Annotated in this window: 25 protein-coding genes and 2 pseudogenes; 16 read left to right on the top strand and 11 right to left on the bottom strand. The window is 58.4% G+C overall.

Going from position 1 to position 24340, the window contains the following annotated elements; all coding sequences use genetic code 11:
* Positions 1 to 69: 69 nt before the first annotated feature.
* Complete coding sequence (locus tag M529_RS33525) at positions 70 to 1434, top strand: transposase (protein WP_013039168.1); 1365 nt, start codon at positions 70 to 72, stop codon at positions 1432 to 1434.
* On the opposite strand, the gene M529_RS33530 is transcribed toward M529_RS33525, so the two are convergent.
* Together M529_RS33530 and M529_RS47710 are read right to left on the bottom strand one after the other, a co-directional pair.
* Positions 1403 to 2179 carry a phage major capsid protein gene (locus M529_RS33530; RefSeq protein WP_021317605.1) on the bottom strand — a complete coding sequence of 259 codons (777 nt, stop codon included), beginning with the start codon at positions 2177 to 2179 and terminating at the stop codon, positions 1403 to 1405. The two genes, M529_RS33525 and M529_RS33530, sit on opposite strands and share 32 nt — an antisense overlap.
* A 108-nt stretch (positions 2180 to 2287) precedes the next feature.
* Positions 2288 to 2842: pseudogene (locus M529_RS47710) on the bottom strand (HK97 family phage prohead protease); the annotation flags it as partial.
* Positions 2843 to 2997: 155 nt separating this feature from the next.
* Between M529_RS47710 and M529_RS33540 the strand changes: the two are divergent.
* Positions 2998 to 4347 carry an IS1380-like element ISSp1 family transposase gene (locus M529_RS33540; protein ID WP_013039775.1) on the top strand — a complete coding sequence of 450 codons (1350 nt, stop codon included), beginning with the start codon at positions 2998 to 3000 and terminating at the stop codon, positions 4345 to 4347.
* Between the two features lie 55 nt (positions 4348 to 4402).
* On the opposite strand, the gene M529_RS49900 is transcribed toward M529_RS33540, so the two are convergent.
* Together M529_RS49900 and M529_RS33550 are read right to left on the bottom strand one after the other, a co-directional pair.
* The gene (locus M529_RS49900) at positions 4403 to 4654 is read right to left on the bottom strand and encodes an HK97 family phage prohead protease (RefSeq protein ID WP_021317607.1); all 252 of its coding nucleotides are present in this window, start codon (positions 4652 to 4654) and stop codon (positions 4403 to 4405) included.
* A gap of 43 nt (positions 4655 to 4697) precedes the next feature.
* The gene (locus tag M529_RS33550; RefSeq protein WP_021317608.1) at positions 4698 to 5993 is read right to left on the bottom strand and encodes a phage portal protein; all 1296 of its coding nucleotides are present in this window, start codon (positions 5991 to 5993) and stop codon (positions 4698 to 4700) included.
* 165 nt (positions 5994 to 6158) lie between these two features.
* Between M529_RS33550 and M529_RS49190 the strand changes: the two genes are divergently transcribed.
* Positions 6159 to 6962, top strand: a complete 804-nt coding sequence (locus M529_RS49190; protein ID WP_152522566.1) for a hypothetical protein — start codon at positions 6159 to 6161, stop codon at positions 6960 to 6962.
* A 10-nt stretch (positions 6963 to 6972) separates the two neighbouring features.
* On the opposite strand, the gene M529_RS33560 is transcribed toward M529_RS49190, so the two are convergent.
* Both M529_RS33560 and M529_RS49195 read right to left on the bottom strand, forming a co-directional pair.
* Complete coding sequence (locus M529_RS33560) at positions 6973 to 8349, bottom strand: terminase large subunit domain-containing protein (RefSeq protein WP_021317610.1); 1377 nt, start codon at positions 8347 to 8349, stop codon at positions 6973 to 6975.
* A complete protein-coding gene (locus M529_RS49195) occupies positions 8339 to 8878 on the bottom strand; it encodes a hypothetical protein (RefSeq protein WP_152522567.1) in 540 nt (179 codons plus the stop codon). Before M529_RS49195 ends, M529_RS33560 begins: the two co-directional genes overlap by 11 nt.
* 92 nt (positions 8879 to 8970) lie before the next feature.
* Between M529_RS49195 and M529_RS47715 the strand changes: the two genes are divergently transcribed.
* Together M529_RS47715 and M529_RS33580 are read left to right on the top strand one after the other, a co-directional pair.
* The gene (locus M529_RS47715) at positions 8971 to 9555 is read left to right on the top strand and encodes a hypothetical protein (RefSeq protein ID WP_021317613.1); all 585 of its coding nucleotides are present in this window, start codon (positions 8971 to 8973) and stop codon (positions 9553 to 9555) included.
* Between the two features lie 53 nt (positions 9556 to 9608).
* Positions 9609 to 10136 (top strand): NYN domain-containing protein, encoded by a 528-nt coding sequence (locus M529_RS33580; RefSeq protein ID WP_031294879.1) that lies wholly within the window; start codon positions 9609 to 9611, stop codon positions 10134 to 10136.
* 11 nt (positions 10137 to 10147) lie between these two features.
* Here M529_RS33580 and M529_RS33585 read toward each other — a convergent pair whose 3' ends face one another.
* The gene (locus M529_RS33585; protein WP_021317615.1) at positions 10148 to 10840 is read right to left on the bottom strand and encodes a hypothetical protein; all 693 of its coding nucleotides are present in this window, start codon (positions 10838 to 10840) and stop codon (positions 10148 to 10150) included.
* Positions 10841 to 11535: 695 nt separating this feature from the next.
* Between M529_RS33585 and M529_RS33590 the strand changes: the two genes are divergently transcribed.
* Entirely contained in the window at positions 11536 to 12858 is a 1323-nt protein-coding gene (locus M529_RS33590) for a PIN domain-containing protein (protein WP_152522568.1), read from the top strand.
* On the opposite strand, the gene M529_RS33595 is transcribed toward M529_RS33590, so the two are convergent.
* Positions 12855 to 13265, bottom strand: coding sequence for a hypothetical protein (locus M529_RS33595; RefSeq protein ID WP_021317617.1), 411 nt, complete (start codon positions 13263 to 13265; stop codon positions 12855 to 12857). The two genes, M529_RS33590 and M529_RS33595, sit on opposite strands and share 4 nt — an antisense overlap.
* Before the next feature lie 632 nt (positions 13266 to 13897).
* On the opposite strand from M529_RS33595, the gene M529_RS49200 reads away from it, so the two are divergent.
* The 5 genes from M529_RS49200 (at position 13898) to M529_RS47725 (ending at position 16342) form a co-directional block, all read left to right on the top strand.
* Entirely contained in the window at positions 13898 to 14161 is a 264-nt protein-coding gene (locus M529_RS49200) for a hypothetical protein (protein ID WP_152522569.1), read from the top strand.
* Between the two features lie 43 nt (positions 14162 to 14204).
* Entirely contained in the window at positions 14205 to 14759 is a 555-nt protein-coding gene (locus M529_RS49205) for a thermonuclease family protein (protein WP_152522570.1), read from the top strand.
* The gene (locus M529_RS49210; protein ID WP_152522571.1) at positions 14756 to 15229 is read left to right on the top strand and encodes a hypothetical protein; all 474 of its coding nucleotides are present in this window, start codon (positions 14756 to 14758) and stop codon (positions 15227 to 15229) included. The genes M529_RS49205 and M529_RS49210 overlap by 4 nt, the downstream gene beginning before the upstream one ends.
* A gap of 110 nt (positions 15230 to 15339) precedes the next feature.
* Complete coding sequence (locus M529_RS47720; protein ID WP_021317621.1) at positions 15340 to 15864, top strand: tyrosine-type recombinase/integrase; 525 nt, start codon at positions 15340 to 15342, stop codon at positions 15862 to 15864.
* 85 nt (positions 15865 to 15949) lie between these two features.
* A complete protein-coding gene (locus M529_RS47725; RefSeq protein ID WP_152522572.1) occupies positions 15950 to 16342 on the top strand; it encodes a hypothetical protein in 393 nt (130 codons plus the stop codon).
* A gap of 105 nt (positions 16343 to 16447) precedes the next feature.
* Here the strand turns inward: M529_RS47725 and M529_RS33615 are convergent, their stop codons facing one another.
* Positions 16448 to 16807: a DUF2958 domain-containing protein gene (locus tag M529_RS33615; protein ID WP_021317623.1), complete on the bottom strand. Its 360-nt coding sequence runs from the start codon at positions 16805 to 16807 to the stop codon at positions 16448 to 16450.
* A gap of 93 nt (positions 16808 to 16900) precedes the next feature.
* Here M529_RS33615 and M529_RS49215 point away from each other — a divergent pair, with 93 nt between their 5' ends.
* Positions 16901 to 17155 (top strand): hypothetical protein, encoded by a 255-nt coding sequence (locus M529_RS49215; RefSeq protein WP_152522573.1) that lies wholly within the window; start codon positions 16901 to 16903, stop codon positions 17153 to 17155.
* A gap of 81 nt (positions 17156 to 17236) precedes the next feature.
* On the opposite strand, the gene M529_RS33625 is transcribed toward M529_RS49215, so the two are convergent.
* Positions 17237 to 18937 (bottom strand): recombinase family protein, encoded by a 1701-nt coding sequence (locus M529_RS33625; RefSeq protein ID WP_084491013.1) that lies wholly within the window; start codon positions 18935 to 18937, stop codon positions 17237 to 17239.
* Positions 18938 to 18990: 53 nt separating this feature from the next.
* Here M529_RS33625 and M529_RS33630 point away from each other — a divergent pair.
* The 3 genes and pseudogenes from M529_RS33630 to topA all read left to right on the top strand — a co-directional run.
* Positions 18991 to 19290 (top strand): annotated as a pseudogene (locus M529_RS33630) (DprA-like winged helix domain-containing protein); the annotation flags it as partial.
* Positions 19287 to 19604 carry a hypothetical protein gene (locus M529_RS33635; protein WP_021317627.1) on the top strand — a complete coding sequence of 106 codons (318 nt, stop codon included), beginning with the start codon at positions 19287 to 19289 and terminating at the stop codon, positions 19602 to 19604. The pseudogene M529_RS33630 and the gene M529_RS33635, both read left to right, overlap by 4 nt.
* Before the next feature lie 111 nt (positions 19605 to 19715).
* Positions 19716 to 22262, top strand: coding sequence for a type I DNA topoisomerase (gene topA, locus M529_RS33640; RefSeq protein ID WP_021317628.1), 2547 nt, complete (start codon positions 19716 to 19718; stop codon positions 22260 to 22262).
* A 16-nt stretch (positions 22263 to 22278) separates the two neighbouring features.
* Here topA and M529_RS33645 read toward each other — a convergent pair whose 3' ends face one another.
* On the bottom strand, positions 22279 to 23247 hold the full coding sequence (locus M529_RS33645; protein ID WP_021317629.1) for an SDR family NAD(P)-dependent oxidoreductase: 969 nt from the start codon (positions 23245 to 23247) through the stop codon (positions 22279 to 22281).
* Positions 23248 to 23385: 138 nt separating this feature from the next.
* On the opposite strand from M529_RS33645, the gene M529_RS33650 reads away from it, so the two are divergent.
* Positions 23386 to 24291, top strand: coding sequence for an AraC family transcriptional regulator (locus M529_RS33650; RefSeq protein ID WP_021317630.1), 906 nt, complete (start codon positions 23386 to 23388; stop codon positions 24289 to 24291).
* Positions 24292 to 24340: the final 49 nt, after the last annotated feature.

The following is a 24340-nucleotide window of genomic DNA, read 5'->3' on the forward strand; positions in this document are numbered from 1 at the left end:
CAGGCCGTTGACGAAGTCGGCGGTGGCTGATTCAGTGCGGCAGTGGGATTGTCTGGCGGGTTAGCGGCGATGGCGATGGGGCGTGATAGCGAGGTCCAGTCCGATTTGATCGTGACGTGGGCGGAGATACCGCGTTCACCGGGGCATGTTTTCTACGACAAGCTCCAGAAGCTGCTGGCCGAGGCGGGCTTCGATGGCTTTGTCGAGAAGACGTGCAAGCCCTATTATGCGCCGCGGATGGGAGCCCCGTCGCTGCCGCCGGGCCGCTATTTCCGCATGCTGCTGATCGGCTATTTCGAGGGCATCGACAGCGAACGCGGGATTGTCTGGCGCTGTTCGGATTCGCTGTCGCTGCGGGAGTTCCTGCGACTGTCGAGCCGCGACAAGGTCCCTGATCATAGCTGGTTGTCGAAGACGCGGAGCCGCCTGCCGCACGAGGTACATGACCAGATCTTCGGCTGGGTACTGGCCCTCGTCGCCGGGCACGATCTGGTGAAAGGCGAGCGGATCGGCGTCGATGGCTCGACCATGGAGGCGAACGCCGCGCTGCGTACCATCGTGCGGCGTGACAATGGCGAGACCTACCGCGAGATGCTGGTGCGCATGGCGCAAGAGAGCGGCATCGACACGCCGACGATCGACGACCTTGTCCGGCTCGATCGCAAACGCAAGGGCAAGAAGCTGTCGAATGCGGACTGGGCGAGCAAGACCGATCCCGACGCGAAGGTCGCGCGGATGAAGAACGGCTCGACGCGTCTGGCCTACAAGCCCGAACACGCGGTCGATCTCGACACGGGTGTTATCGTGGCAGCGCCGATCCACCCGGCCGACAAGGGCGACACGACAACGCTCGACGCCACGCTGGAGACGGCAGCACGCAACCTCGCCGACATTGGCCTGGCGCCGACGTCCGGGGATCCCTGCGATCTTGTGACCGATAAAGGCTATCATTCGCGCGAGCTCCTCAAGGGTCTCGACGGCGACATCTGGAAGACGCGCATCGCCGAGCCGGCACCGCCGAATGGATATCTGCGCTGGCACGGCGACGAGGCTGCCCAGAAGGCCGTCTACGCCAATCGGTCTCGCCTGAAATCCGCCGTCGGACGCAAGGCGATGCGCAAGCGTGGTGAGATGGTCGAGCGTAGCTTTGCCCACGTCCTGGATCGCGGCGGCATGCGCCGCGCGTGGCTGCGCGGGCGCGAGAATGTTCACAAGCGTTATTTGATCCACGTCGCCGGGTTCAATCTTGGCATTCTCATGCGCGCCCTGTTCGGTTGCGGCACTCCGAGGGGCGCCAGGGGCGCATCCAAGGCATTCTTGTTCGTAGTTCAGACCGATGTTGCGCTCGTCATCGCCCTCGTCGCCGAGTTCGACGGAGAAAGGGCCATGCTCCTCATCGTTTTTACCCCTGAAGGCGCTGACAGACCCGGCTGAAAACCGACTTCGTCACCGCGCTGAGAAGGCCCATGCGGGTGGAGGTCACGCCAGCAACGTCTTCGACGCTGTTCTGGGTGGTGCCGTTGAGGAACTGGTCACTCTCCTTTTCGGAGATGTTCAGGACCATGCTGTCCTGTAGTTCCTGCGCGAGATTCAGGACGCTTTCTGGCTCGTCCGAAACCCATGCGGTGTGGCGCTGCTGATCGGTAACATCGGCGAAGCCCCAACGCAGCTTGGCGAAGGTATCGACGGTGTTCAGGTCATAAGCGGCCTTTTCAGCCTTGGTCACGGCAGCACCGGAGGTCTTGACCTTGATGATGCGTTCCAGATTGCCGGAAACAGCGAGGACGCGAGCCAGCGCACGGATTGGGCTTGCCTTGTTCAGTGCGCGGGTGATTTCGCTGTCGAAGTGGGTAGGGATCGTGTGACCACCTTCCACGTTGACCGTGCGGCTGAATTCATCGGCCTTGATGTCGCCATCGGTGATGGCGTGACGGCCCTTAACGAACGCGAACTTCGCAGCGCGCAGGTCGTCGGTTGCATCAACGGTCTGGGACTTGGTGGCGGACTTTCGTGCCAGTAGTTCAGCCTGCGCTTCAATCTGCGCTTCCTGTTCGGCCTGCTTGTCCTGTAGGGATTTGATTTCGGCGTAGAGGGTCTGGACCTCTGCCTTGTTCACTGCATCTGCCGAATTGGCTTTCATCGCCAGTTCGTCAAATAGCTTCTGGATATTCTCGTTCACTTTTCACCTCTGATTTTGAGTTCAGAGGAGGGCGAAAGCGAGTCCTGCTGTTGTGAGTGGGCGAGTCCTGAACGGAGTGCCGGTCAGCACTTCTGCTGACGTTTTTATTTATCGATTGAATGTCTGCTTGATGCGGTATGACAGCCAAGCATCCTCAAATGCCTTTGCCATCGCTTCTTCATCGTCGGGTTCAGATGCCTTGATGGCATTCTCGACAATCTCATCAGAAATGAGGGCGACATCTTCCAGCATTTCGGCATGGGCCGTGCCGCTGGCGACCGAACGAAGTGTTTCCGCAAAATCTGCGAGGCGCTGCTGATCCTCAAGGCTTAGGTCGCTGTAGGTTTCACCGATATTGCCCTTCACGGCGCTGATGATCGCCAGTTCGTTGCAGGGGAATGTGACCGCACTGATTTCGTGCAGGGCGATTTCCTTCAAGCGCAGGACGCGACGATCCTTCACACGATCAGCCTGCTTCTGGATGACACGGTAGCCAATGGAGAAGCTGTCGAGGGTGCCATCAAGAAACTGCTGGCGGACATTCTGACCATCATGGCTGTCTGAAAAGCGGGCTTTGAAATACAGCCCCTCGTCGCTGTCGCGCAATTCTATGATCTTGCCGATTGGGCGGTCATGACGATGATGCGCGAGAAAGGGCATTCCCTTCTTGCTGCTGTTGAAGCGATCTAGCCCGCCTTATTCACCAAAAGTGTCCTGAAGGGTTGGCGGGAGTGGCGTAAGCCTCTGATCTGAATTAGGAACTGGGTGTCTAAGCCGAACCTGCCGCAGGGCAGAAAATGCCACGGGCCACACCCGCCATGAACGATGATATCGCAAGCTCATTTGGATTCCCAGCAGTCGGCCGCAAGAAAATCACAGCTGCGTTCGACGGTGGCCGGCTTACCTCGGATGGCGGTGTTCTACTGCTTGCACAGGCCGAGCGCGCGATGGGGATTTGCCAGCGCCTGGCGGCTTGTATTGCCGATCCGCGCGATCCAGCGCGGGTGATCCATCGCCTGGATGACATTCTGCGTGCCCGTGTGTTCGCGATTGCGTGCGGCTATGAGGATGCCGATGATCTCGATGCTCTGCGCGACGATCCAGGCTTCCGCCTGGCGCTCGGCAAGCTGCCGGAATCGGGCGCGGGGCTGGCCAGCCAACCGACGATGAGCCGGTGGGAAAATGCACCGACTACGCGCGAACTGGCCAGCATGATGGCCGCGATGATCGACATCTACTGCGCCAGCTATCCCGCCCCTCCGACAGCGGTCACGCTGGATATCGACGACACGTGCGACGTCGTGCATGGCTATCAACAGCTCTCGTTCTGGAACGGGCATCATGGGGAGCGCTGCTTCCTACCGATCCATATCTACGACACCGCGACCGGCAGGCCGGTGGCCATGCTGCTGCGCACAGGCAAGACGCCTTCTGGAAAGGAGGCGGCGGGGCACATCCGACGCCTGGTGCGTCACCTGCGCCGTAATTGGCCCGATACCCACATCACTATCCGCGGCGACGGGCACTATGGTCGACCCGAGGTCATGGCCTACTGCGATGCGGCCCGCGTCGATTACGTGTTCGGCCTGCCCACCAATTCAGCGCTGCGCGCCGATCCCGCCATTGTTGCGGTCGCCGATGCCTGCGCGGTCAAGCGCGCCCAGCGTCAGTGTCCCGTCCTGCGCAACTATGCCGAGACCCGCTATGGGGCAAAGACCTGGAAGTGCCAGCGTCGCGTCGTTGCACGGATCGAGGCCAGCACGCTGGGCATGGACATCCGCTATGTCGTCACCTCGTTGGCAACAGGATCGGCCGAGCACATCTACGACACGCTCTACTGCGCGCGTGGTCAGGCCGAGAACCTGATCAAGCGCCACAAGTCCCAGCTCGCCAGCGACCGAACCTCGTGCCGCTCGGCCAATGCCAATCAGATGCGCCTGATACTGCACACTGCCGCATACTGGCTGCTATGGCGCATCCAGCAGGCGATGCCCAGGACCGCTGCTCTGGCAAGCGCGGAGTTTACCACCTTGCGCCTGCGGCTGCTCAAGGTCGCTGCGCGCGTCGTAGAAAGTGCTAGCCGCATCCGCATTGCCTTCGCTTCCGCCTGTCCGGATGCCGACCTGTTCCGCGCCCTCGTTCTCCGGCTGAAGCCTGCGCCGACGTAGCCCATGCGGCAGCGCCGCAGAACTCCGAGCCCAGCCCTTCAACCCGAAAAGCCCATCAATCCGAATGCGGTGAAACAAACGCCAGCGATGCCGGTCGTCCGCGCAATACAGCCAGCCGCAGCAAATGCCCAGAGCGGGCCCGAAACCGAGCGTCGTGAATAAGAGAGGCTAGGGTGCGGGCATAGGCACCGCGTTCCACGATATCACCCGCATGGTCGATGTTGCCGTAGGTGGACGCCAGACCCTCAACCTCGTTCTCCCTGATAGGAGCGGCCTTGAAACTCTTCGTCAGAAATTGCGTGGTCATAAGTGTCTGGTTCCTATCCGTTCCTCTTGCCGTTATTTATTTGTCAGGCGCGCTGATCGGAGCGACGGCTGGTGTCCGCGTTATGTCCGACGACACGGGGCTTGGCGGTTTCAGGTTGCTGCTGGGGTTCCTTGTCACCACTAGATGTGGCGAGTGCTTCGCCAGCGCCGGCAACGGGAATAGGGACGTTGCCCCATTCGACCGGAGGCCAGCCCATGGATTCTCGATATTCGTTGAATGTGAGTGCGCCGCGACCGGCCATCTTATCGACCTGCTCCAGCTTATCGTCCTGGAGGTATGGAAGTTGCGTTTCGTCAATGGTGAGGGACAACTTCGGGTCGCCCATTTCCTCAGCCAGAAAGGCTTGGAGGTGGCCAAGGATGAACTCGGCACGGGGTTTGAGCCAGCCGGTATAGAAGGTGCGATCCGCCGTTCGCATGTTCATGCCGGTGGTTTCGCCCTCAAAGCCTAGCATGACCGGCTGGACGCCCAGCGCCATAGCGATGCGGCGTTCGAGCGCCTTCACGACCTCGACAATATCCAGTTCCGCGAAGGTCATCTGGTTTTCGATGAAGTTGGACCCTGCGACCAGTCCCTTCAATTCGTCATCGTCACGCAAGCGGGACATCGTGTCGCGCAGCTTGGCCCAATCGTCGTCGGTCATATCCTCCAGATTTTCCATCTCTGGAAGCGTAATCCACCCGGCCTTGCGCCCGCCGTTTGCGAAGCGGGCATACATGAGCTTCGTAGCGGCGGCATATGCCGACACATCGGCCAGAATAGCGTCGCCGGCTCCTGACCCTTGTAGGGCGCTCAGCGGGTTATAGATGCTGATTTGCAGGACAGCGCCGTCGATGACCTCATAAGCATTGCTACCTTGGATCAGGCGTTCGACCATCTGCGTGCGGCCGAAATCATCGGGGTCCATGGTGAAGATCAGTTCGGGCTTGCTGGTCCCGGTCAGGCGCTTCGACGGATCGTAGAAGATGCGGTTGCGCTCTGGCTCCTGATACATGAAGTCCGGGCGCAGGCTTTCGAGGATCGGACGGCTGGAAATCTCTTTGTTGAGGAACAACCAATCGTCCCCGCCGATGCCAAGGTCCGTTTCCATGACACGGAGCAGGTTGCTCATGGTTCGGTCGCGGAAATTGGGCTGGCTCAGGACTTTCTTGGTCGCCTTGCTGGCGCCCTCGATCTTGATGGTGATGCTGGCCAGCTTCTCGGCGCGGATTTCCAAGCAGCGTCGGCTGACCGGGCATTTGTAAAGCAGTTGCTTTGCGCGGCTGGTGAAATTCTCTTCGTCGGTCCAGACGTTCGACAGTCCGCCCGTGCTGAACATGCCGCCTACCGTGCGGCGGCTGCTGGGCCTTTCGACCTTACTATAATCACGCGATTTCTGCCAAAACCAAGCCACTGTGCCACCGTTAATTGGTTGATCTACAGGGTATTTAGTCAGAGTGCCGGGCTACCTTTTCAGCGTAGGCCGTTCTGTTATGACTTGAGTATGAGCCGCCCAGACAACAAAAATGAAGCACCTCGTCGCCGCCGCAAGCAAAGCCGTGCTGGATTCTTAGAGGAGCATCCCGTCTGTTGTTATTGTAACGGCAGGCGTGCATCGACAGAACGTGACCATGCTCCAGCACGGATTATTTTTCGTGGTAAACATGGGCCGGAGAACTTCGAGTTTCCATCGTGCTCGCTTTGCAACCGGGCATCCGCTCTGAGCGAGCAAGTCACAGCATTTTACATCAGGTCATTAGACCAAGACAGTTCGCGGCTTGATGAAGCAGAGTTCGACAAGCTGATTGAGGGACTGGTCAACAATGCGCCGGAAGCCGTTCCATTTCCGACGTTTCGACAGAATAGAGCATACAGTGAGATGCCAGACCGGCTCATCACGATACCACCAATGGCCTATCAGCTAATCACATTGTTCGGGACAAAGATGCTGTATGCGCTCCACTACCGGGTCACTGGCAAGCCTGCAAACCCTACACAACGGCGGCTAGTCGCGTGGCAGCAAGCCGGAACCCAAGGGGCGGAAGATATTCGTCACAATGCCAGCCAATGGTTTGATGGCATGATTGTCGGGCAACGACGAAACGTCGATCTAGGCAATCAATTCCGATTTCAGACTGGCTACAATGAGCGGCATGGGTATCTTGGCCTGCATATGTCGTTCGGTGAGGCACTGGTGTTCTTCTGCGTATTGGGGCCAGCGCGTCATATGGTGAAATTGAAGCCGAAGCCTGAGCTTTATGTCTCCATTGCGGACCTTGGCGCGAAGATAAAGCGGCGAAATCCGTAGCCAGCTAGGTTCAGGCGCGACCCAAACTGAAGACGTTGAATCTCTGCTTGGGCTTCGTCCCAAGCAGATGGTTCACGCCCTGAGTGAAGGCATCGCCACGGTCAGGGCTGGCCTTCAAATCTGGCTCCCATTCTACAAGCTGGGTTTCCAGCTTATCCGATCGGCGCAGCAGTTTCACCTTGCCCATCTGGCAATGAATGAACGCCTCTTCCGCACGGGCATATTTGCTCTTCACGGCGGTCACGGGGATCACTCGTAGTGAGAACCCAGCTTCCAAGGCCATCTTGCGGAGCAGGGCAGGGCCGGACTTCTGGTTGTTATCCTCGAACAGCACGAAGTCACCGGGCCTGAGGTGACGCTTCGCCAGTTCCACGATGTAGCGGTAGGACGCATCCAGACCCATCTTGTCCGAGAAGTCGTCCAGCACGACAGCCTGCTTTCCCTTCTTGCCGAATAGGATGATGCCGGTTTCGTCATTGACGCCACCGCTGGGGTCGATGCTGAGGAAACGACGACCGCATGTTTCGGCATAGGCGCTTGGCAGCAGGTTCGTTTCCAGCGCCATGGCTTCGATATTGTCGCGGCTCCATAGCTGGCTCTCGCCGGTCGTCCATTCGCCCATGATCTCTTCGCGGGCCTTGGTGCTGCCCACGGCAGCTTCCGCCGTCAGTTCGGCCAGGTGGTCGGCGTCCTGATGGATATTGGCCATGGACGATGCCGTGGACGTGACCGTGTTGGGGCGCGTCTCAATGGCCTTCACCCATTCCTGGGCCTTGATAGGCGAGGTGGTGATAATCAGCTTCGTGCCGTGCTGGTGTTTCTCTCGGATTGCGCGGAACAGGTTGTCGAAGGTGCGCTCATTGCGCCAAAGCGTGAGTTCGTCGCCCCAGCCGAAATTCAGGGATGGACCACGGATGCCCTGCGGATCGTCTGCGGTGTAGATCGTGGCACGGGTGCCGTTCGGCCAAATGACAGCCGCATCATGCGGCTTGAAGTACGGCACGAAGTCTGGGCGGGCGGTATTGATGAGGCCGCTCGGCCCAAGGATCATGGTGTCGCGGACATGCTTGAATGTCGGGCCGACGAGGATGCCATAACCGCCGGGAAACACATATTCGGCCAGCAGATTGCAGTTGGTGGAGGCTGCATGGGTCTTACCCGCGCCACGCCCCATTCGCAGCATCCAGATACGCCAGTCCACGCGGGGCATAAGCTGATGCTCTTCCAGCGCGAACGCCGGGTCCTGCATGACGGCTAGGATGGCTTCGCGGAATTCGTCATCCTGAGCGGGGAGCCATTCGTTCCAGAAGGCATCGACCCCGCAATAGAGGGTCTGGTCGCGAACAAAGGATATGAGATCTAGGTAATCGTCCAGCTTACTCGCCATCGACCACCTTGCCGCGCTTGGCGGCGGCGTCGGCCATACGCTGCTGGAGCGATTTGGCCTTCAGCAACTGGTCGGTTTTCTTCTGGTCCAGCTGATGACGGCGGTGCGCTTCAGCCAATGCGGCCTGTTGTTCCTCAAATGCCTGCTTGTGGATGCGCTGCCAGATTTGGGCGCGCTGATAATCCGACATCTGGCCGTATAAAGCCAATCGGCATTGTTCATCGAGCGGGGAGGCGACCAGCGCCGCGAAATCATCGCGCGACATGCCCCCATGGGCTTTCTGGAGCAGATCGGACGCCCTTGCGACCGGGTCAGGCAGAATCTCGTCGGTATTTCGCAGCTTGAATGCGGGGACAGTTTCGCCCTGACGAGCAGCATCAATGATGCGGGAAACCTCACCGGGAGTGGTGACGATCGTGACACCCGGATCGCGGGTGTAGGGCTTCTGGAAAACGCTCTTTTCCTGAGCCTGAAAGTGCTTTTTGACCTGCTCTGGTGACGGCGGTGGCGGTGTTTTGTTCTTTGCCATGCCGGTATTTATTGAAGTGCTAGAAAATCACGACGTTGGTCTGGCGTAACGATCAATCGTTTCCCACATTATGCCGAACAGGAGGCCGGTCGATGAATGCTTTTAACAGTTTGCCAAAGTCAGAATTTGAAGTGATCTCGCCAGATGGTGAAGTGCGTTCGACGGGGAAAGGCATTTTCACGGGCAATAAGGTCATCGTGTTCGATGAGAAGCTGCTTGTTTTTGAAGGCGACGAAATCCGTCGCCGCCTGCCGAATGGTGCTGATGACACATTCACCGTGGTCGATCCGAAGTTCTTCCCGAAGATGACAAGCATCCCTGCCAACTTCCAGATTGACGTTCGACGGAAGGGCACATTTCCGCACGGAAAAGGTGGCAACTTCAGCATCGCTGTCACAGGCGACAACGCCCGCGTGAATATCGGCTCCACTGATAATTCGTCCAATGTCGTAAACAATAGCGGCGTGTTTGCAGACCTTATCACCGCTATCGAAGGAGGCATTGAAAATGTCGAGCAAAAGGCTGTGTTGGTCAAAGCCGTCAAAGATATGGAGAGGGCGAAGGGGACGGGCGGATTTGCTGCTGCCTACGCCAAGTTCATAGGCTTAGCCGCCGACCATATCGGCGTTATTACACCTTTCGTTGGGCCGTTGGCTGCAATGATCGGAGTGAGTTGACCGCGAAATAATGGCCAGAAGTTAGCAAGACCATCGATTGCAGAGGGGATAACGTGACCACATACGCATATATCGACAACTCAAATATCTACATTGAAGGGTGCCGCATCGCGGCTGTAAAATCCGGCATGGCGAAGGACATTTATCAAGCAATGCAGCTTGGTCTGGTCGATCATCGCTGGAATATGGACTACGGTAAGCTCTACGACTTCATCTGTGGTGAAGATGCCATTGCTCGCCTGTGGGGATCACCGCCGCCCGGCGACAGCTTCTGGAAAATGCTAGATCGCAAGGGCTTCAACCCGACCGTTTACGAGAAGAACTATTCAAATCACGAAAAGAAGGTCGACGTAGCCGTTGCTGGCCGAATGACAAAGGACGCCTACACCGTTCTCGACAAATCGAAGGATGAAATCATTTTGGTGTCAGGTGATACAGATTATGTGCCTGTTGTAACCGATTTGGTGTCAGAGGGATTTAAGGTCGAAGTGGCCTTCTGGGATCATGCAGGCAGAGAACTTGTTGAAAGTGCAAGCAAATTCATCTCGCTAAACCAATTTCACGACCACCTTACACGCTGATGCTTGAGCATCTAGCTTCCGTCTTTTGATATACCCAGCGCATCGGAGAGTGTGGTGTTGGTATCAGGGATGGAAGTCCACATTTGCATGAAGGGATCGGGATTGTCTGGCCATTGCAGCATCCCGATCCTAGCAATTACCAGCAAGCACCACTGTAGTGCTTCGCGGCAAAACAGTCGGTCTTCAAATGCGCGCTGGAAATTGTCTACCATGTCTTCGATCATCAGCCCGGTCATTCCAAGCGAAGATGGCTCCCACTTGGGGTGAACGATTGCTGAGCGCATGTCGTAAAGCTCACGGATTTTCTTGTTAATCAGCTTCTGGCCGACAATATGTTTGCCGTAGCAGGCAAACGCCTGATTACTGATTTTGCTCTCCACTTTGATGTTGTCGCTGGTCGCAGCTTTAACGACCTTTCCCAGCTTGCGGACGCGACCTTGCATATGAAAATGCACGTTCAAGAACGCTTCCAAGCCAACAAGACTCATTAGGAAGGCTTGCAGTCCGAAGTGCCGATTATGCTCACGGTCATCTTCATTAGGCGTCATTTGAGATAAATTCTGCATCGCAGCCTTAAAATAGGTCTGCACGATGGCCTGTGGCATTTCGAGCCTCACGCTCTTGTTATGGGGTTTGCCGTCCTTCCAGATTTGTTTGATCCGACCGTCAGAACCTTCTTCATCCTCAAAGTAAAACTGTGGCAAGCAAACCTCCCATTACGCGACCGACATAAGATATTTTGGACTCAAAATCGACGGTCGTGTGTCATTGCGGGTAACATAACCCAGCCACCACTCCGACCAGACATCTGTAGGGCACCCCCTCGGTCCTCCACCGTCGCCAAAGGTCAACCGATCGTTGATATTGACAGCATATTTCCTACTTCTGCGGGTAGGATCATGCCACTGATACCTCCACGCTCACACGATAGTATCAGACTGTCAAAGAGCAACACCTGAGCGGCATAGGTCTGGTTTTCGTATATTCTCCATACCTTGGCGCAGACTGCTGACAGTACCAGTAGATATTTTTAGTCAACGCCAAAGATAATTCTTTGATCCCACACAGGTAGAGCATATCACAGTTGAGTAGCAAAGCGACTACCTGAGCAGGGCTGACAGAGTGCCTGAACGGGGTGATCCGATAGGCAGGACCACTACGAGTGGAGGACCATGGAGCAAGGTGGTCCATCGGCAGCCACCAGAATGGCAAGAAAAGGCGAGAAAACGGCACTTTTCTGGTTGATTGGGCCAGGGTAAAAATGGCTATCAGCGGTCAATTCGGGATCGCATTAGAGCCATCTATTCAATGCTTTCCGTTCTAGACCTGCGGCTCGCGATGGCATATCCAGCCTCACATACATTATCGGATGCAGACTTCGCGGGGGACCATCGCATCTATGTCGGACGGGCAGCGTAAAGGACCGGAATCTGTCGTGCCATTGAAGGGGGAGGATGCGTTCTGGCTCACTGATCTTTACCCGGATGCGAAAGGCTTATTCGAGCATAGTCATGCGCCGCTCAATGAGGTGGTAGGCGACAGCATCGTGGTTCTCGACGCGAATGTCCTTCTTCTTCCCTTCGAGTTCACAAAGGCGTCCATTGCAGAGGTGGAGCGCGTTTATGCGCTGTTAGCTAATGCTGGCCGACTGGTTGTCCCCGGTCAGGCTGCGCGGGAATACTATAAGCATCGCAGCAGGAAGATCGCTGCCATCGCTGATGCGCTAGATGCTGCCATTGCCAAGGCCAAAAAGCAGATTTTCGAAAAGCCGATTCCTCTTCTGGAGGATGATGAGGATTATCAGGCAGCACGGGAGTTAGGTGCTGAGTTCATCAACAAAGGCAAAGAGGTCGTCGAGAAGCTGGAAGCCGTGAACGAGCGGTTGCAGAATGAAATCGGCGATGACCGGGTTTCTGCTCTTTATCGGAAGTTACTCGGCGGATGCGTCGCAGAGGTGGAGATTCCTGCTGACGGTCGCAAGGACATCATTGAGGAAGTGGCTCGTCGCGCCCGGTTGCAGATTGCTCCGGGGTTCAAGGACCAGAACAAGGAAGATGGTGGCATTGGCGACTATCTTGTCTGGAAGGCTATCCTACAGGAAGGGGCCGCTAGGCAGGCTCACTGCATATTCGTCACCGAGGAAGAGAAACCCGACTGGTGGGTAAAGCGCCAAGGCACATTTCAGCCACGCCCGGAATTGATCGATGAATATCGCAGAGAAACTGGCGGCAAATCGATCCAAATGCTTCCTCTGTCTGGACTGCTTTCCGCGTTTAAGGCGGCCAAGGAAGTCGTTCAACAGGTTCAGGAGTTGGAGGAGGAAAAGCGCGTCACCATCAACCTGTCAAAGAATAATGGTGTTCTAGCAGCACTCAGGCGTCGAAGCCTCAATCACCAAGCGAGGTTGGCATCGATTGACCGGCTTGTTCGTGAGTTGAACCATGAAATCGATTTGAACCGGCAGAAGACCAACGATGCAGTCCATTACTCAGATGGACGCGATACAGATATGGATGAATTGTCGCGGCAGAAATATCTCGTTGATCTTCAGATTGAAAGGGAGAATCTGGAGGCAAGGCTTGTAGAGGCTAGTCGCCAACTCAGTGAGATCAAGAGTTCGCCTACCCACAAGCAATTGACAGCGCAAGAGTTCGCTAGGTTTCTTGCAAAACAGGGCGTGGGGTCAACTGCCGAAGACGATTTCGAAGAACTGCTTGGCTAGTATCCGCGTGCCTTCCACAGAGCTGCCTTCGCCTCCCTAAGCTGCTTGCGGGCATCGCGGCGGGTTTCGCGGAGGTCTTTATTCTCGACCTGTAGGCGGCGCATTGCGACACGGACTTTTCGCGTTTCCTCCTCGATAGCGCATAGGCGGCTGTCCGCATTCTCCAGCCATTTCGAAAGGGCTGACATCATGGCCATGATCGCAGATAGCTGGGTGGGGATCGTGTCTGTGAGGCGCATCCTGTCGATGGCGTCGGCTACTTCCTTCTTTTTCAGCAGGCCGCGAACACGATAAGCCGATAGGCCGGTTTGTTCTGCGATGGCGCTGATCTTGTCGCCTTGTGCAAAGCCCTGAACTGCAATCGCCATCTGTTCCTGCGTGATAGGTGCAGGCTGGTTCGTCGTCATAAGTCCCTCCCTTCTACATATTTAGAGGAGGGCCAATCATTGGATGACGCAGGAGTCTTACGACTGCATAGCCTCATTGAAGGAGATGCAGGTATGTTCCAGAAATTCCGTCCATGGTCATATGCTGAGGTGTTGGTGATTATAGCGTTCGCAATTTGCGCGGTGCTATCGACGGGGCAATAAATCGCCCACAAAAGCAAAGAGCCGGGTGGCCCCGGCTCTTTCTGTCTTTCCAATGCTTAGACGGGCTATGCTCCCTAACGGATCAGCCGCCCCGCGTTGACGCTTCAAGCCCCTCATATTCACTACGCCGGGAGGAGGTAGAGAAGCGCAGCAATGGCCTGAACGATCCCGCGACAAACGGACCTTAAGGAGAAATGCGGCTGCCTTCTTGCCCGATATTTAGCCGCTGGAATTGAGGGAGGCACGATCTAGACTTTAGATCGGTGTGGGGGCGATCCCGTCTGACCTACGATCCCATGAAATCTGCCAAATGCGTTTTTCTTTCGCGCCGTTACATCTGCTTAGATGGTTAACGCAAGGCGCGGATGCAGATTCTGGTAGACAGATTCCAAAACTGTGAGAGCCTGAGTTCATAGCCGCGCTGATGCTGGCTTATTGAAGGAGGTTTTATGGATACAGAATGGATCGAACTCAAGTCTGGCGAACTCCTGCACACGACTACCGTTTATACCAGAATAAATGATCTTGGATGGACTGCTAGGCAGGCTACCCAGACACCTGTGCAAAAGATGTCTTGGCGGGATGGACGTATGAACATCGCTGCCGCTGCTCGTGCGGATAAGCTGACTCCGGGTAAGGTCCAACTGCTGATGCGCGATTACGGCGTTTCCTATGAAGAAGCGCGGGACTATCTCAGGGCCACGGCCCACTGATCCCGTTAACGCCCTTCTAAGCTGGTCCTGCTAAGCGGGGGCCATGAAGCGGGGTAGCGGAAATCGCAATTGGGCGAATGCTCATCATCGGGCGACGATGGGGCAGACGCGAAAGCGTAGGGGACGGCAGGACAATGATCCGGTCGTCCTCCTGCTTTCTGTGGTGCTCGTCGTGGCGGTAGGGTTGACCGTGTTCTTCTGGCCTTCGCCCTCGATCTCCAATGATCGTAAGGGCAGCTTCGTTTCCGACTTCTCCTGCCGCGTCAGTTCGATCACCGATGGTGATACACTGCGCTGCGCGGATGGAACGCGAATTCGCCTCCACGCGGTCGCGGCCCGCGAGAGTGACGGGACATGCTCACCCGGCCATCCATGCCCATCGGCGAGCGCCGCTTCTGCTACCGCCAAGCTCTCAGAATTGGTCAGCGGCCAGACGCTTCAATGTCAGAAGACCGGGACCAGCTACAACCGAGTGACCGCCATCTGCCGGAATGAGGCGAACGTCGAGATTAACTGCGCCATGGTGCGTAGTGGGACAACGGTTATCTGGCCGAAGTTCAATCGGCAGACGCGCATTTGTCGATCGGAGTTACCATGAGTTTCCTCAAAAAGATACTTGGGAAAATGCCCCTTCGTCGTCAGAACGATCAGGCATTTTACGATCCTTCTAATGCTCATGATCGCGTTGGGCTTGCTTTGCTCGCAATGCTTAGGCCGCAGTTAGGGTTGTGCGGTTTCGAATTGGAGCATGTTCCAGATATTCCCCCCTTTAACGGACCAAAATGCCGCGGCGCGTTGATCGGGATTTCCGAGGGGATTTTGTTGGGTGAAGGCGTCGAACGCACGGCTGATAACATCTATGATACGGTTATTGCCGCGTTTGCGCTTACCTTCAGCGACGCTGTCGGTCGAGACATGTCACTGATGACCGTAAATGAGGCCCAAGCCGGAAATAAAGAAGTCAACGCAGCCATCGAATGGGCGCTCGAAGACACGGTGGGTGTATATAAAAGCGGCGGACTGAGTAGCGCCGGATCATTCTACCTGGCTGCGATGGATAAGATCTAGCCTCATTCGCTTACGTCAACAACTCGTCGCTCTTCTGACTGTCAGGTCTGGTTTTGGATGACGCGACAATCAGGTGATTGCACAAAAGCTGGACAACAAGGAGTTCAGCAATGCGCGCACCGATAATCAGCAGCACCGATTTCGAGAAGCTGTTCGCTTTCACAGACGGTATGGAGCGGGCAGCGATGTATCGGCTGATGCTGCTGCTGACGAAAAAGCTGGGGCTTCGCCCCATGGAGATAGCGGGGATGGAAACTGGCTGGTTCGTGGGTGAAGAACTCCGCATTCCGCTTGGTCATTCCAAACGCAAGCAAGGCCGATCACTCCCCATTGATGATGAAATCCGACAAGCACTTGCTGCCCATATGGGAGAGCAGAAGGGGCGGCTGTTTCGCAATGCTGCTGGCGAGGCGTTCACCGCTAACGGTATCAGCGAAGCAATCCGCCGCATTTACAAGCTGGCTGGGGTTCAGGGTAGCTGCTATTCCGGTCGTCGCACGATGGCTACCCGGATGGTGGACAACAAAGTCAACATCGCTGTTGTCAGTAAGGTGCTAGGCCATAGCAACATTGCAACGACGCAAAACTACATTGGTGTCACGAACACTATGATGCGCGATGCACTTTTCGCCTGATAGTCCAATTTAGGACTTGTCCAAAATGCCAGACGGCTATTGATAGGGTGGTGGCGGCACAGAGTCGCGGAGATAGGAGTTCAATATGGTAATGGATTGGAAGAAGGCCGTTAAGCCGGTCGGAGAGTTCGCAGATTTCAAAAAGTCTGCTCCGCGCACGCAGAAGACGGCTGCTGAGGTTGTATCCGCTGCAATCGAAAAGCAGATCGAACTGTTTAACAAGCCCAAGGCCGAGGGGCGTCGCTGGTTCGAGGTCAAGGGCGAGAACGTCGCATTCAGCATTCGCTATGCCAACAGCCCGCTCAAGCTCGTAGGCGACGAGAAAACGGTCGTCGTGCCCAAGGCGCAGTTTGTAGAGGTGCTACAATCGATCAAGGCCGACGTCGAAAAGGGCGAATTCAAAGCCCAACTCGACGCTGGCGAGGCCGCTGTCCGCAAGCGCAGCGCGACCATGGCTGCGACGCGCAAAAAGAAGTAAGACTATCCCATTTGGGACAACAGCCCCGGCCGGAAACGGCTGGGGCTTTTTAGCGCCAGACGTTCATGGAAATGCCCGGCGAGCGGATGCTCGCCGGGCTAATCTCTATGCCCTTATATAGCCCGCAGAGCGTGCCTGAGCAGCGTATTCGCTGAGGGTGTGCTTGGCTCGCCATTGTAGGTCTTGCTCCACGCGCAGCCCTCCCGGCCCCTTCACGGCATAAATCTCGTCCATGCTCACATATCCGACTTCCGGCATTCCATGGCCGATGTCGCATAACCCGAACGCGAGGCCATCATCGTCCAATTCTGTGAGCAGCCATGTGCCGGCTGTCCAAGGCAGGAAGAGCTTACAGACAGGTTCAAAATCCCGTTCGCGGGACGTGCCCTTGAGGGGCAATTGCTCCTTGTGATTTTCGGCGAGGCGTTGTGCTGCCTCAGGGGCGAACACTGACAACCATTCCATAGGGCCATCCTTTCTTGATGTTTGGCCCTTCGGTCACACGACGCCTTTTGACCGAAAAATCAACACCAAAGAATTGGAATCTGGTGCCTTTCCTTGGATGACGCGGACTGGTTTTGGCTATTGATAGAGCAGCACAACGGCAACGGAGTGCTGCAAATGCTTACCCAAATCGAACTTACCCAGCTTACGGACTACATGCTTGAGGTTGTCGATTGTAATGCTGGGTTCGAAGAGGACGAATTTGCTGTAAACTGGAATGGCCATCGGCTTTATGTCGAGCGTTACATTTCGCACTTCCGCATCGAAGTTGGGCATGAGGATGATGTGCTGGAAATCCCGCGTCACTGATGCCCTTAGAACCCTCAGGAACGCGAAGAGCGCCCTAGCTGTAGTTAGGGCGCTCTTGTTCTATCTGGGCCTGTGTGGGGCTTATTCAGCAGCTTCTTGGTCGGGATGCCATTCAAGCTCTCCGTCTGGGCCTTCAAATGTCGCAATCACTGTTCTGCCGTCATAGTCGATGAAGATATGAACATCGCTGTTGTGGAGCGTCACGTTGGTCTCTGCATGGCTGTTGCAATACATTTCGCGAATGAGGCGGGTCAGGCTTTGATGCGCCTGCACACGAGCGAGATAGCGTTCCTCTTTGTCATCGCTTTGCAGCGCGGTGCGTGCCGCTATAAGCAAGTCGGTATCCTCCTCTGGGCGCAGCGCACCGCGAGCAAGGTCGAGTTGCCGCTCCAATATCTCAAGCTGCGCCTCATCGGCTTCGACTTCTGCCTCAAGCTGCGCGACCCGCAGGGCGAGGGATTTGCTGAATACCTCAAGCAGGTTTTCGGACCCCCGCTGCATCTGTTCGCGTTTAGTTTCAAGGGACCGGGATAGTTCTGCGATGCTGATGCTCAGCTTGGCTTCTTCATCGCTAGGTTTGAACGTCGTGTCCTTCATCGCAACGTCGAACATGCAGTCGAGAATGGCCTTCTCAAGCGTCTCATACCGGATGCGGGTTTTGTTCGTGCAGGTATGCCCTCGTCTGGCGCTGTTGCATCGGAAGTAACTGCGGTCGGTCTTTGCGACATATTCGAGTGGGCGACCATCAACGCGGCTTTTATGGCCGGTCTTTCGTCCCGCTTTTTGCTGGCTTTCAAAATACATCGCTCCGCCACAAGTGGCGCACCTTGCTATGCCGGACAGCAGGTTATTCATGGTTTTGGTGGCTTGACCGCCCCATTTGACACGCTGAGCGCGGAGTTGCTGAACCCGATGGAATTTGTCGGCAGTTATGATCTGGGGATAGAAGTTCTGCACGACGATTCCTTTGGTCATTTCGTGCAAAGCTGATCGTGGGCGACTCATCGGTTCGAACTCGCCAAGAACACTTCGATTAGTCAGGATTTTATGCAGATAGGCAGTGTTCCAGCCTGCGCCGCGATCCTTACCGCTATATGCCCATGATGCTTCCTTGCGCTCGTTTAGACGCTGGACGATCCATGGCAGGCCACGACCGCTGATATACCAGTCATAAATCTCGTTCACTACGCCTGCCCGATATTCGATTACCTCCATCTGCATGGTGGCATCGTTGCGTTGCAGCCAAGCGGGAAGGATTTTGGTCATCGCACGGCGGTCGCCGTTGATCGCAGCTTCGATTTTGTTCGACCAACTGGCGCGAGTGCGGAGGCTTTTCTTCTCGCTTTCCTCGCGGGCAAGTTCGGCTTTCAGGATCACCGACATGACCTTCATCATGTCGATTCGTTTGCCCGCTTCGTAAATCTGGTTGTCGTGCCATGTAGCGACCGTGACCCCGTTCTTTGTGAACAGCCGGAGCAGGTCGATTGCTTCTTCGTATCCCTGCCGGGTCAGTCGGTCCAAATTCTCGACAGCGAGAACAGCGCCGTTGTTGAAATGGCCTTTGCGAGCCTTCTGCTCAAATTCGTATAGCAGCGAGCCTTCTGAGCGGTTAGCACCGTGGAATGCCGACTTGCCCTCATCGACAATCTCACGCTGTTCGGAATGCTCCCAACCCATGCGCTCGATGAACGCTCGGCCCTCATTTATCTGGCGCTTGAGTGAATGCCCCTTGCTCTGTTCCATAGTGGAAAAGCGGGCGTAAATCCATGCAGGTAGCGTCATATTTTCTCCGTAACGTCAATCCGTTAACGGGTTGTGCAACTGTTGATAGAGTTATCCGGCAGGGCGCGACCCTGGTGCAGAATGCGGCGGATGTGATGGAAGCGATCGGCAACATCGACCCGCGCATGGTGCGGCAGGGCAGCTTCGACTTTACGGGCGAACCGGTGTCCAGCGACGTCGCGGCGCGGGATCGGGACGTGGTGATCGCGCTGCTCGGGCCGGTCGCGGTGCCGGTGGATGAGATCATTCGGCTGTCCGGGCTGTCGCCGGCGGTGGTGCAGACGGTGCTGCTGGAACTGGAATTGGCCGGTCGGCTGGACCGGCATGCGGGGGGAAGGGTGAGTCGATCGTGAATAGCGAGACAATCGTCGCGCGGTTGACGCTAACCGCCGAACCGTTTGATGGACCGGCCTTCGATTTTGAAGTGGTCGTCTTGCGTCCCTACTGCGATGAGGAGGGCATTTGGCGAACTCCTATTTCGATGGCACCTTTATATAGAAAACTGGCAGGGGCAGCGGGAGTGGATTCATATCAGTCGCTTTGTTTGGCGATGTGGTTGGTCGCTCAATTGTTGCGGGATTTCGATGACCAGAAGGGACAAATCATGCTGGAAGGCAAACCCTTCAACTACGACGCTTACCGAATGCCGCTACTTGATCTGGAATAGCCTGCGCCCTGATCCGACTTTTCGGCCATCGTGAACGGCTCGCTTGACGTCGCCTCTCTCCCCCCTCCAGACTCGCGCGTGTACGTGAGAGACTTTTCCATCGGGGCATAAATGCAGCTTGTCATCGTCGAATCGCCGGCCAAGGCGAAGACCATCGAGAAATATCTGGGTGGCGATTTCCATGTGCTCGCCAGCTATGGCCATATCCGCGACCTGCCCGCCAAGGACGGGTCGGTGGATCCCGACCATGGCTTTGCCATGCAGTGGGAGAATTATGGCGACAAGGGCAAGCAGCTGAAGGCCATCGCCGACGAGGCGAAGAAGGCCGACCGCCTGATCCTGGCCACCGACCCCGATCGCGAGGGCGAGGCGATCAGCTGGCATGTTCAGGAGGTGCTGCGGGCGAAGAAGGCGCTGCCGCAGAAGGTCGACCGGGTGACGTTCAATGCGATCACCAAGCAGGCCGTCACGGAGGCGATGGCGCATCCGCGCGCATTGGACGAGGATCTTATCGACGCCTACCGGGCGCGGCGGGCGCTCGACTATCTGGTCGGCTTTACCCTGTCGCCGGTGCTGTGGCGCAAGCTGCCCGGCGCCAAGTCGGCGGGGCGGGTGCAGTCGGTCGCGCTGCGGCTGGTGGTCGAGCGCGAGCGGGAGATCGAGAGCTTCGTACCGCAGGAATATTGGTCGGTCGCGGCCGAGATGGAGCAGGGCGGGCAGGGCTTCGTCGCGCGGCTGGTGCGCTGGAAGGGCGAGAAGATCGACCGCCTGACCATCGGCAAGGAAGGCGACGCCATGGCCGCGAAGGCGGACGTGGAAGCCGGGCGTTTCACCGTGGAGAAGGTCGAGACCAAGCCGGTAAGCCGCAACCCTCCGCCGCCCTTTACCACCTCCACCCTGCAGCAGGAGGCTGCGCGCAAGCTCGGCTTTTCCGCGAGCCACACGATGCGGATCGCGCAGCAGCTCTATGAGGACGGCGCGATCACCTATATGCGTACCGACGGCGTGCAGATGGACGGCAGCGCCATTTCCGCCGCGCGCAAGGCGATCGCGGAGCGCTATGACGGCGGCTACCTGCCGGAAAAGCCGCGCCAGTACCAGACCAAGGCCAAGAACGCGCAGGAAGCGCATGAGGCGATCCGCCCGACCGATTTCGGCCGTGACAAGGTGGGATCGGGCGACCATGCGCGGCTCTACGACCTGATCTTCAAGCGCGCGCTGGCGAGCCAGATGGCGTCCGCGCGGCTGGAGCGCACGACCGTCGATCTGGTCGACGGGACCGGGCAGCACGCCCTGCGCGCCACGGGGCAGGTGGTGATTTTCCCCGGCTTCCTCGCGCTCTATGAAGAGGGGCGCGACGATAGCGAGGACGATGATTCCAAGCTGCTGCCGCGCCTGAGCGAGGGCGATGCGCCGGCGAAGAAGAAGGTGACCGCCGAGCAGCATTTCACCCAGCCGCCGCCGCGCTATTCCGAAGCGTCGCTGGTGAAGAAGCTGGAGGAGCTGGGGATCGGGCGCCCGTCCACCTATGCCTCGACGCTTCAAGTGCTCAAGGATCGCGACTATGTGCGGATCGAGAAGAACCGCTTCTTCGCCGAGGAGAGCGGGCGGCTGGTGACGGCGTTCCTGGAGCGCTTCTTCGAGCGCTATGTTTCCTACGACTTCACCGCCGGGCTGGAGGAGGAGCTGGACGATATTTCCGGCGGCCGCGCCCAGTGGCAGGCGGTGCTCGAAGCCTTCTGGCGCGACTTCAAGCCCAAGACCGCCGAGGTGATGGAGCAGAAGCCGTCGGACATCACGGCCGAGCTGGACAAGTTCCTGGAGCCGATGCTGTTCCCGCCCAAGGCGGACGGCAGCAATCCGCGCGCCTGCCCGCTGTGCGGCGACGGGCAGCTGTCGTTGCGCGGCGGCCGGTTCGGCGCGTTCATCGCCTGCTCCAACTATCCCGAGTGCAAATATACCCGGAAGTTCGGACAGCCGGGCGGCAGCGAGGGCGGTGCCGATACGGGGCCGGAGGTACTGGGGCAGCATCCCGAGACCGGGCAGGACATCGTGAAGAAGTCCGGGCGCTTCGGCCCCTATATCGAGATGGGCGAGGGCAAGGAGGCGAAGCGCGGCTCCATCCCGAAGGATCTGCCCGATGGCGAGCTGACGCTCGACTGGGCGGTGAAGCTGCTGAGCCTGCCGCGCGAGATCGGCTTGCATCCGGAGACGGGCTTGCCGATCGTCGCCAATATCGGCCGCTTCGGTCCCTATCTGCTGCATGACGGCAAATATGGGCGGCTGTCGTCCACCGCGGAGATTTTCGAGGTGGGCATGAACAGTGCGGTCGCGAAGCTCGCCGACGCGGCGAACAAGGGTGGGCGGGGATCTTCTTCGCGCGAGCCGTTGAAGGTGCTGGGCAAGCATCCGCGTACCGAGGCCGAGATCAAGCTGATGGCGGGGCGCTATGGCCCCTATGTCACCGACGGCACGACCAACGCGACCCTGCCCAAGACGATCGAGCAGGAGGCGCTGACGCTGGAGGAGGCCGCGCAACTGATCGATGTGCGCGCGGCGGCGGCTCCGGCCAAGAAGGGCAAGAAGGCGCCGGCGAAGAAGGCCGCGCCCAAGAAAGCGGCGGCGAAGAAGCCGGCGGCCAAGAAGGCCGCCGGCTGAGGCTGTCGCCCGGCGATCAGAAGGTCTCGCCGACCAGTTCCTCGCTCTTAGCCCAGAGCGCCTTTGCGCGCTCGGGATCGAGGGCATAGGGCCGCACGCCCGCGCTGGCAGACAGTTCCGAGCCGCCATCCACGACCTCCGCGACATGGCAGTCCTCGCAATAGCGCCCGCCCACGGCGTCCGCATCGGCCACCACCGCTGCCCAAGCGGACGTCGCGGCGCCCTGCGGAATCGACTTGAACTCGAAGGGCGGCTTGCCCGAGGCGGCATTGGCGGCGTTCAGGTTCTCGACCAGCTGCTCGATTGCGCCTTCACCCATATGCCGGCTGAGTTCGGTCTGGATGCCGCCGGGGTGCACGGCCGTCGCGCGGATGCCGCTGTCGCGGTGGCGGCGGTCAAATTCGACGGCGAACAGAACATTGGCGGTCTTGGACCGGCCATAGGCCAGGAATTCCTGATAGGGCGTGTGATCGAAATTCGGATCGTCGAGGTCGACGTCCGCGTAGCGATGGCCCGCGGAGGAGAGGTTCACCAGCCGGCCGCCGGGCCGGATCAGCGACGCGATGCGGTTCACGAACACGAAATGGCCCAAATGGTTGGTGCCAAACTGGGTTTCGAACCCGTCCGCAGTCTTGCCGAAGGGGCAGGCCATCACGCCGGCATTGGCGATGACGATGTCGAAGGGGCGGCCATCCGCCACCAGCGCATCGGCGCAGGCGCGCACGCTGGCGAGCGAGGCGAGGTCGAGCTCCACCAATTCCAGCGACCCGCCATTGGGGCCGGGCGCGATGCCGGCGGTCGCGCGGCGCGCCTTGTCGAGATCGCGGGCGGTGCCGACGACATCGGCGCCGTGGGCGACCAGCGCGCGGGCGGTTTCGACTCCCAGGCCCGCGGAAGTGCCCGTGACCAGGATGCGCTTGCCCGAGAGGACGATGCCGTCCAGCACCTCGTCGGTCGTGCTGTGCCAACCGAATGATTCCGTCATGTTAGTCTCCTGCTTGATTGTGCAGGGGCCATATGGGGCAAGGCGAAGGCCCGCCCGCGCCGGATCGGATCGGACTCTTGCCTGATTCTCTCAAAGGATCGGGGACGGGGCCGGCGCGGCCTTGCATCGGACCGGGCGATGGCCGATCTTGGCGCCATGCAGGATCAGCTCGACACCATGTGCGCCATCGCCTCCCGCCACGAAGGGAGCCTGCTGCCTGGCAGCGGCCCGCGCGTGGGGGTTTATATGTCGCGCGCGCCGACAGTGCCGTCACCCGGCCTTTATGAGCCGATGGTCTGCGTCGTGCTGCAGGGCGCCAAGCGGGTGATGTTTGGCGACCAGGTGCTGCGCTACGATCCGGCGAGCTACCTCGTCGCCACGGTCGAGCTGCCGGCCCAGGGCTGTATTCTCGATGCGTCGGTGGACCAGCCCTATATCGCGGCCAGCATGGCGCTGAACCGCGAGGTGCTGGCCGAGCTGCTGTGCGAGGTGCCGGACCGGGGACAGGGCGAGACGGCAGGCTTTGCCGTCAGCCCAATGACGCCGGAGCTGCTGGAAGCGTGGCTGCGGCTGCTGACGCTGTTCGACCGGCCGGGCGAGGCCGGCATCATGGGGCCGCTGATAGAAAGGGAGATCCTTTACCGGCTGCTGCAGGGGCCGCAGGGCGCGATGGTGCGGCAGGCGGCGCTGGCCGACAGCCGCCTGTCGCGCATCCGCGCCGCGATCGGCTGGATCCGCGCCCATTTCACGGCGACGCTGCGGGTCGAGGCGCTGGCGGAGATTGCGGGGATGAGCGTCGCGTCCTTCCACCGCCATTTCAAGGCGGCGACGGCGATGAGCCCGCTGCAATATCAGAAGGCGCTGCGCCTGCAGGAGGCCCGCCGCCTGCTGGTCGCCCATGCGGACGCCGCCGCCACCGCCTATCGGGTGGGCTATGAAAGCGCGTCGCAGTTCAGCCGCGAATATGCGCGGATGTTCGGCAATCCCCCCGCGCGGGACGCGGCGCTGCTGCGGGGCGGGGCGGGGGAGCCGGTGGCGGCTTAGCGAGTCCCGCCATAAGGCCGTTCGCCCTGAGCGGGATTCTCGGTTTGGG

This window comes from Sphingobium ummariense RL-3 (genome assembly GCF_000447205.1).
GTDB classification, from domain to species: Bacteria; Pseudomonadota; Alphaproteobacteria; order Sphingomonadales; family Sphingomonadaceae; genus Sphingobium; species Sphingobium ummariense.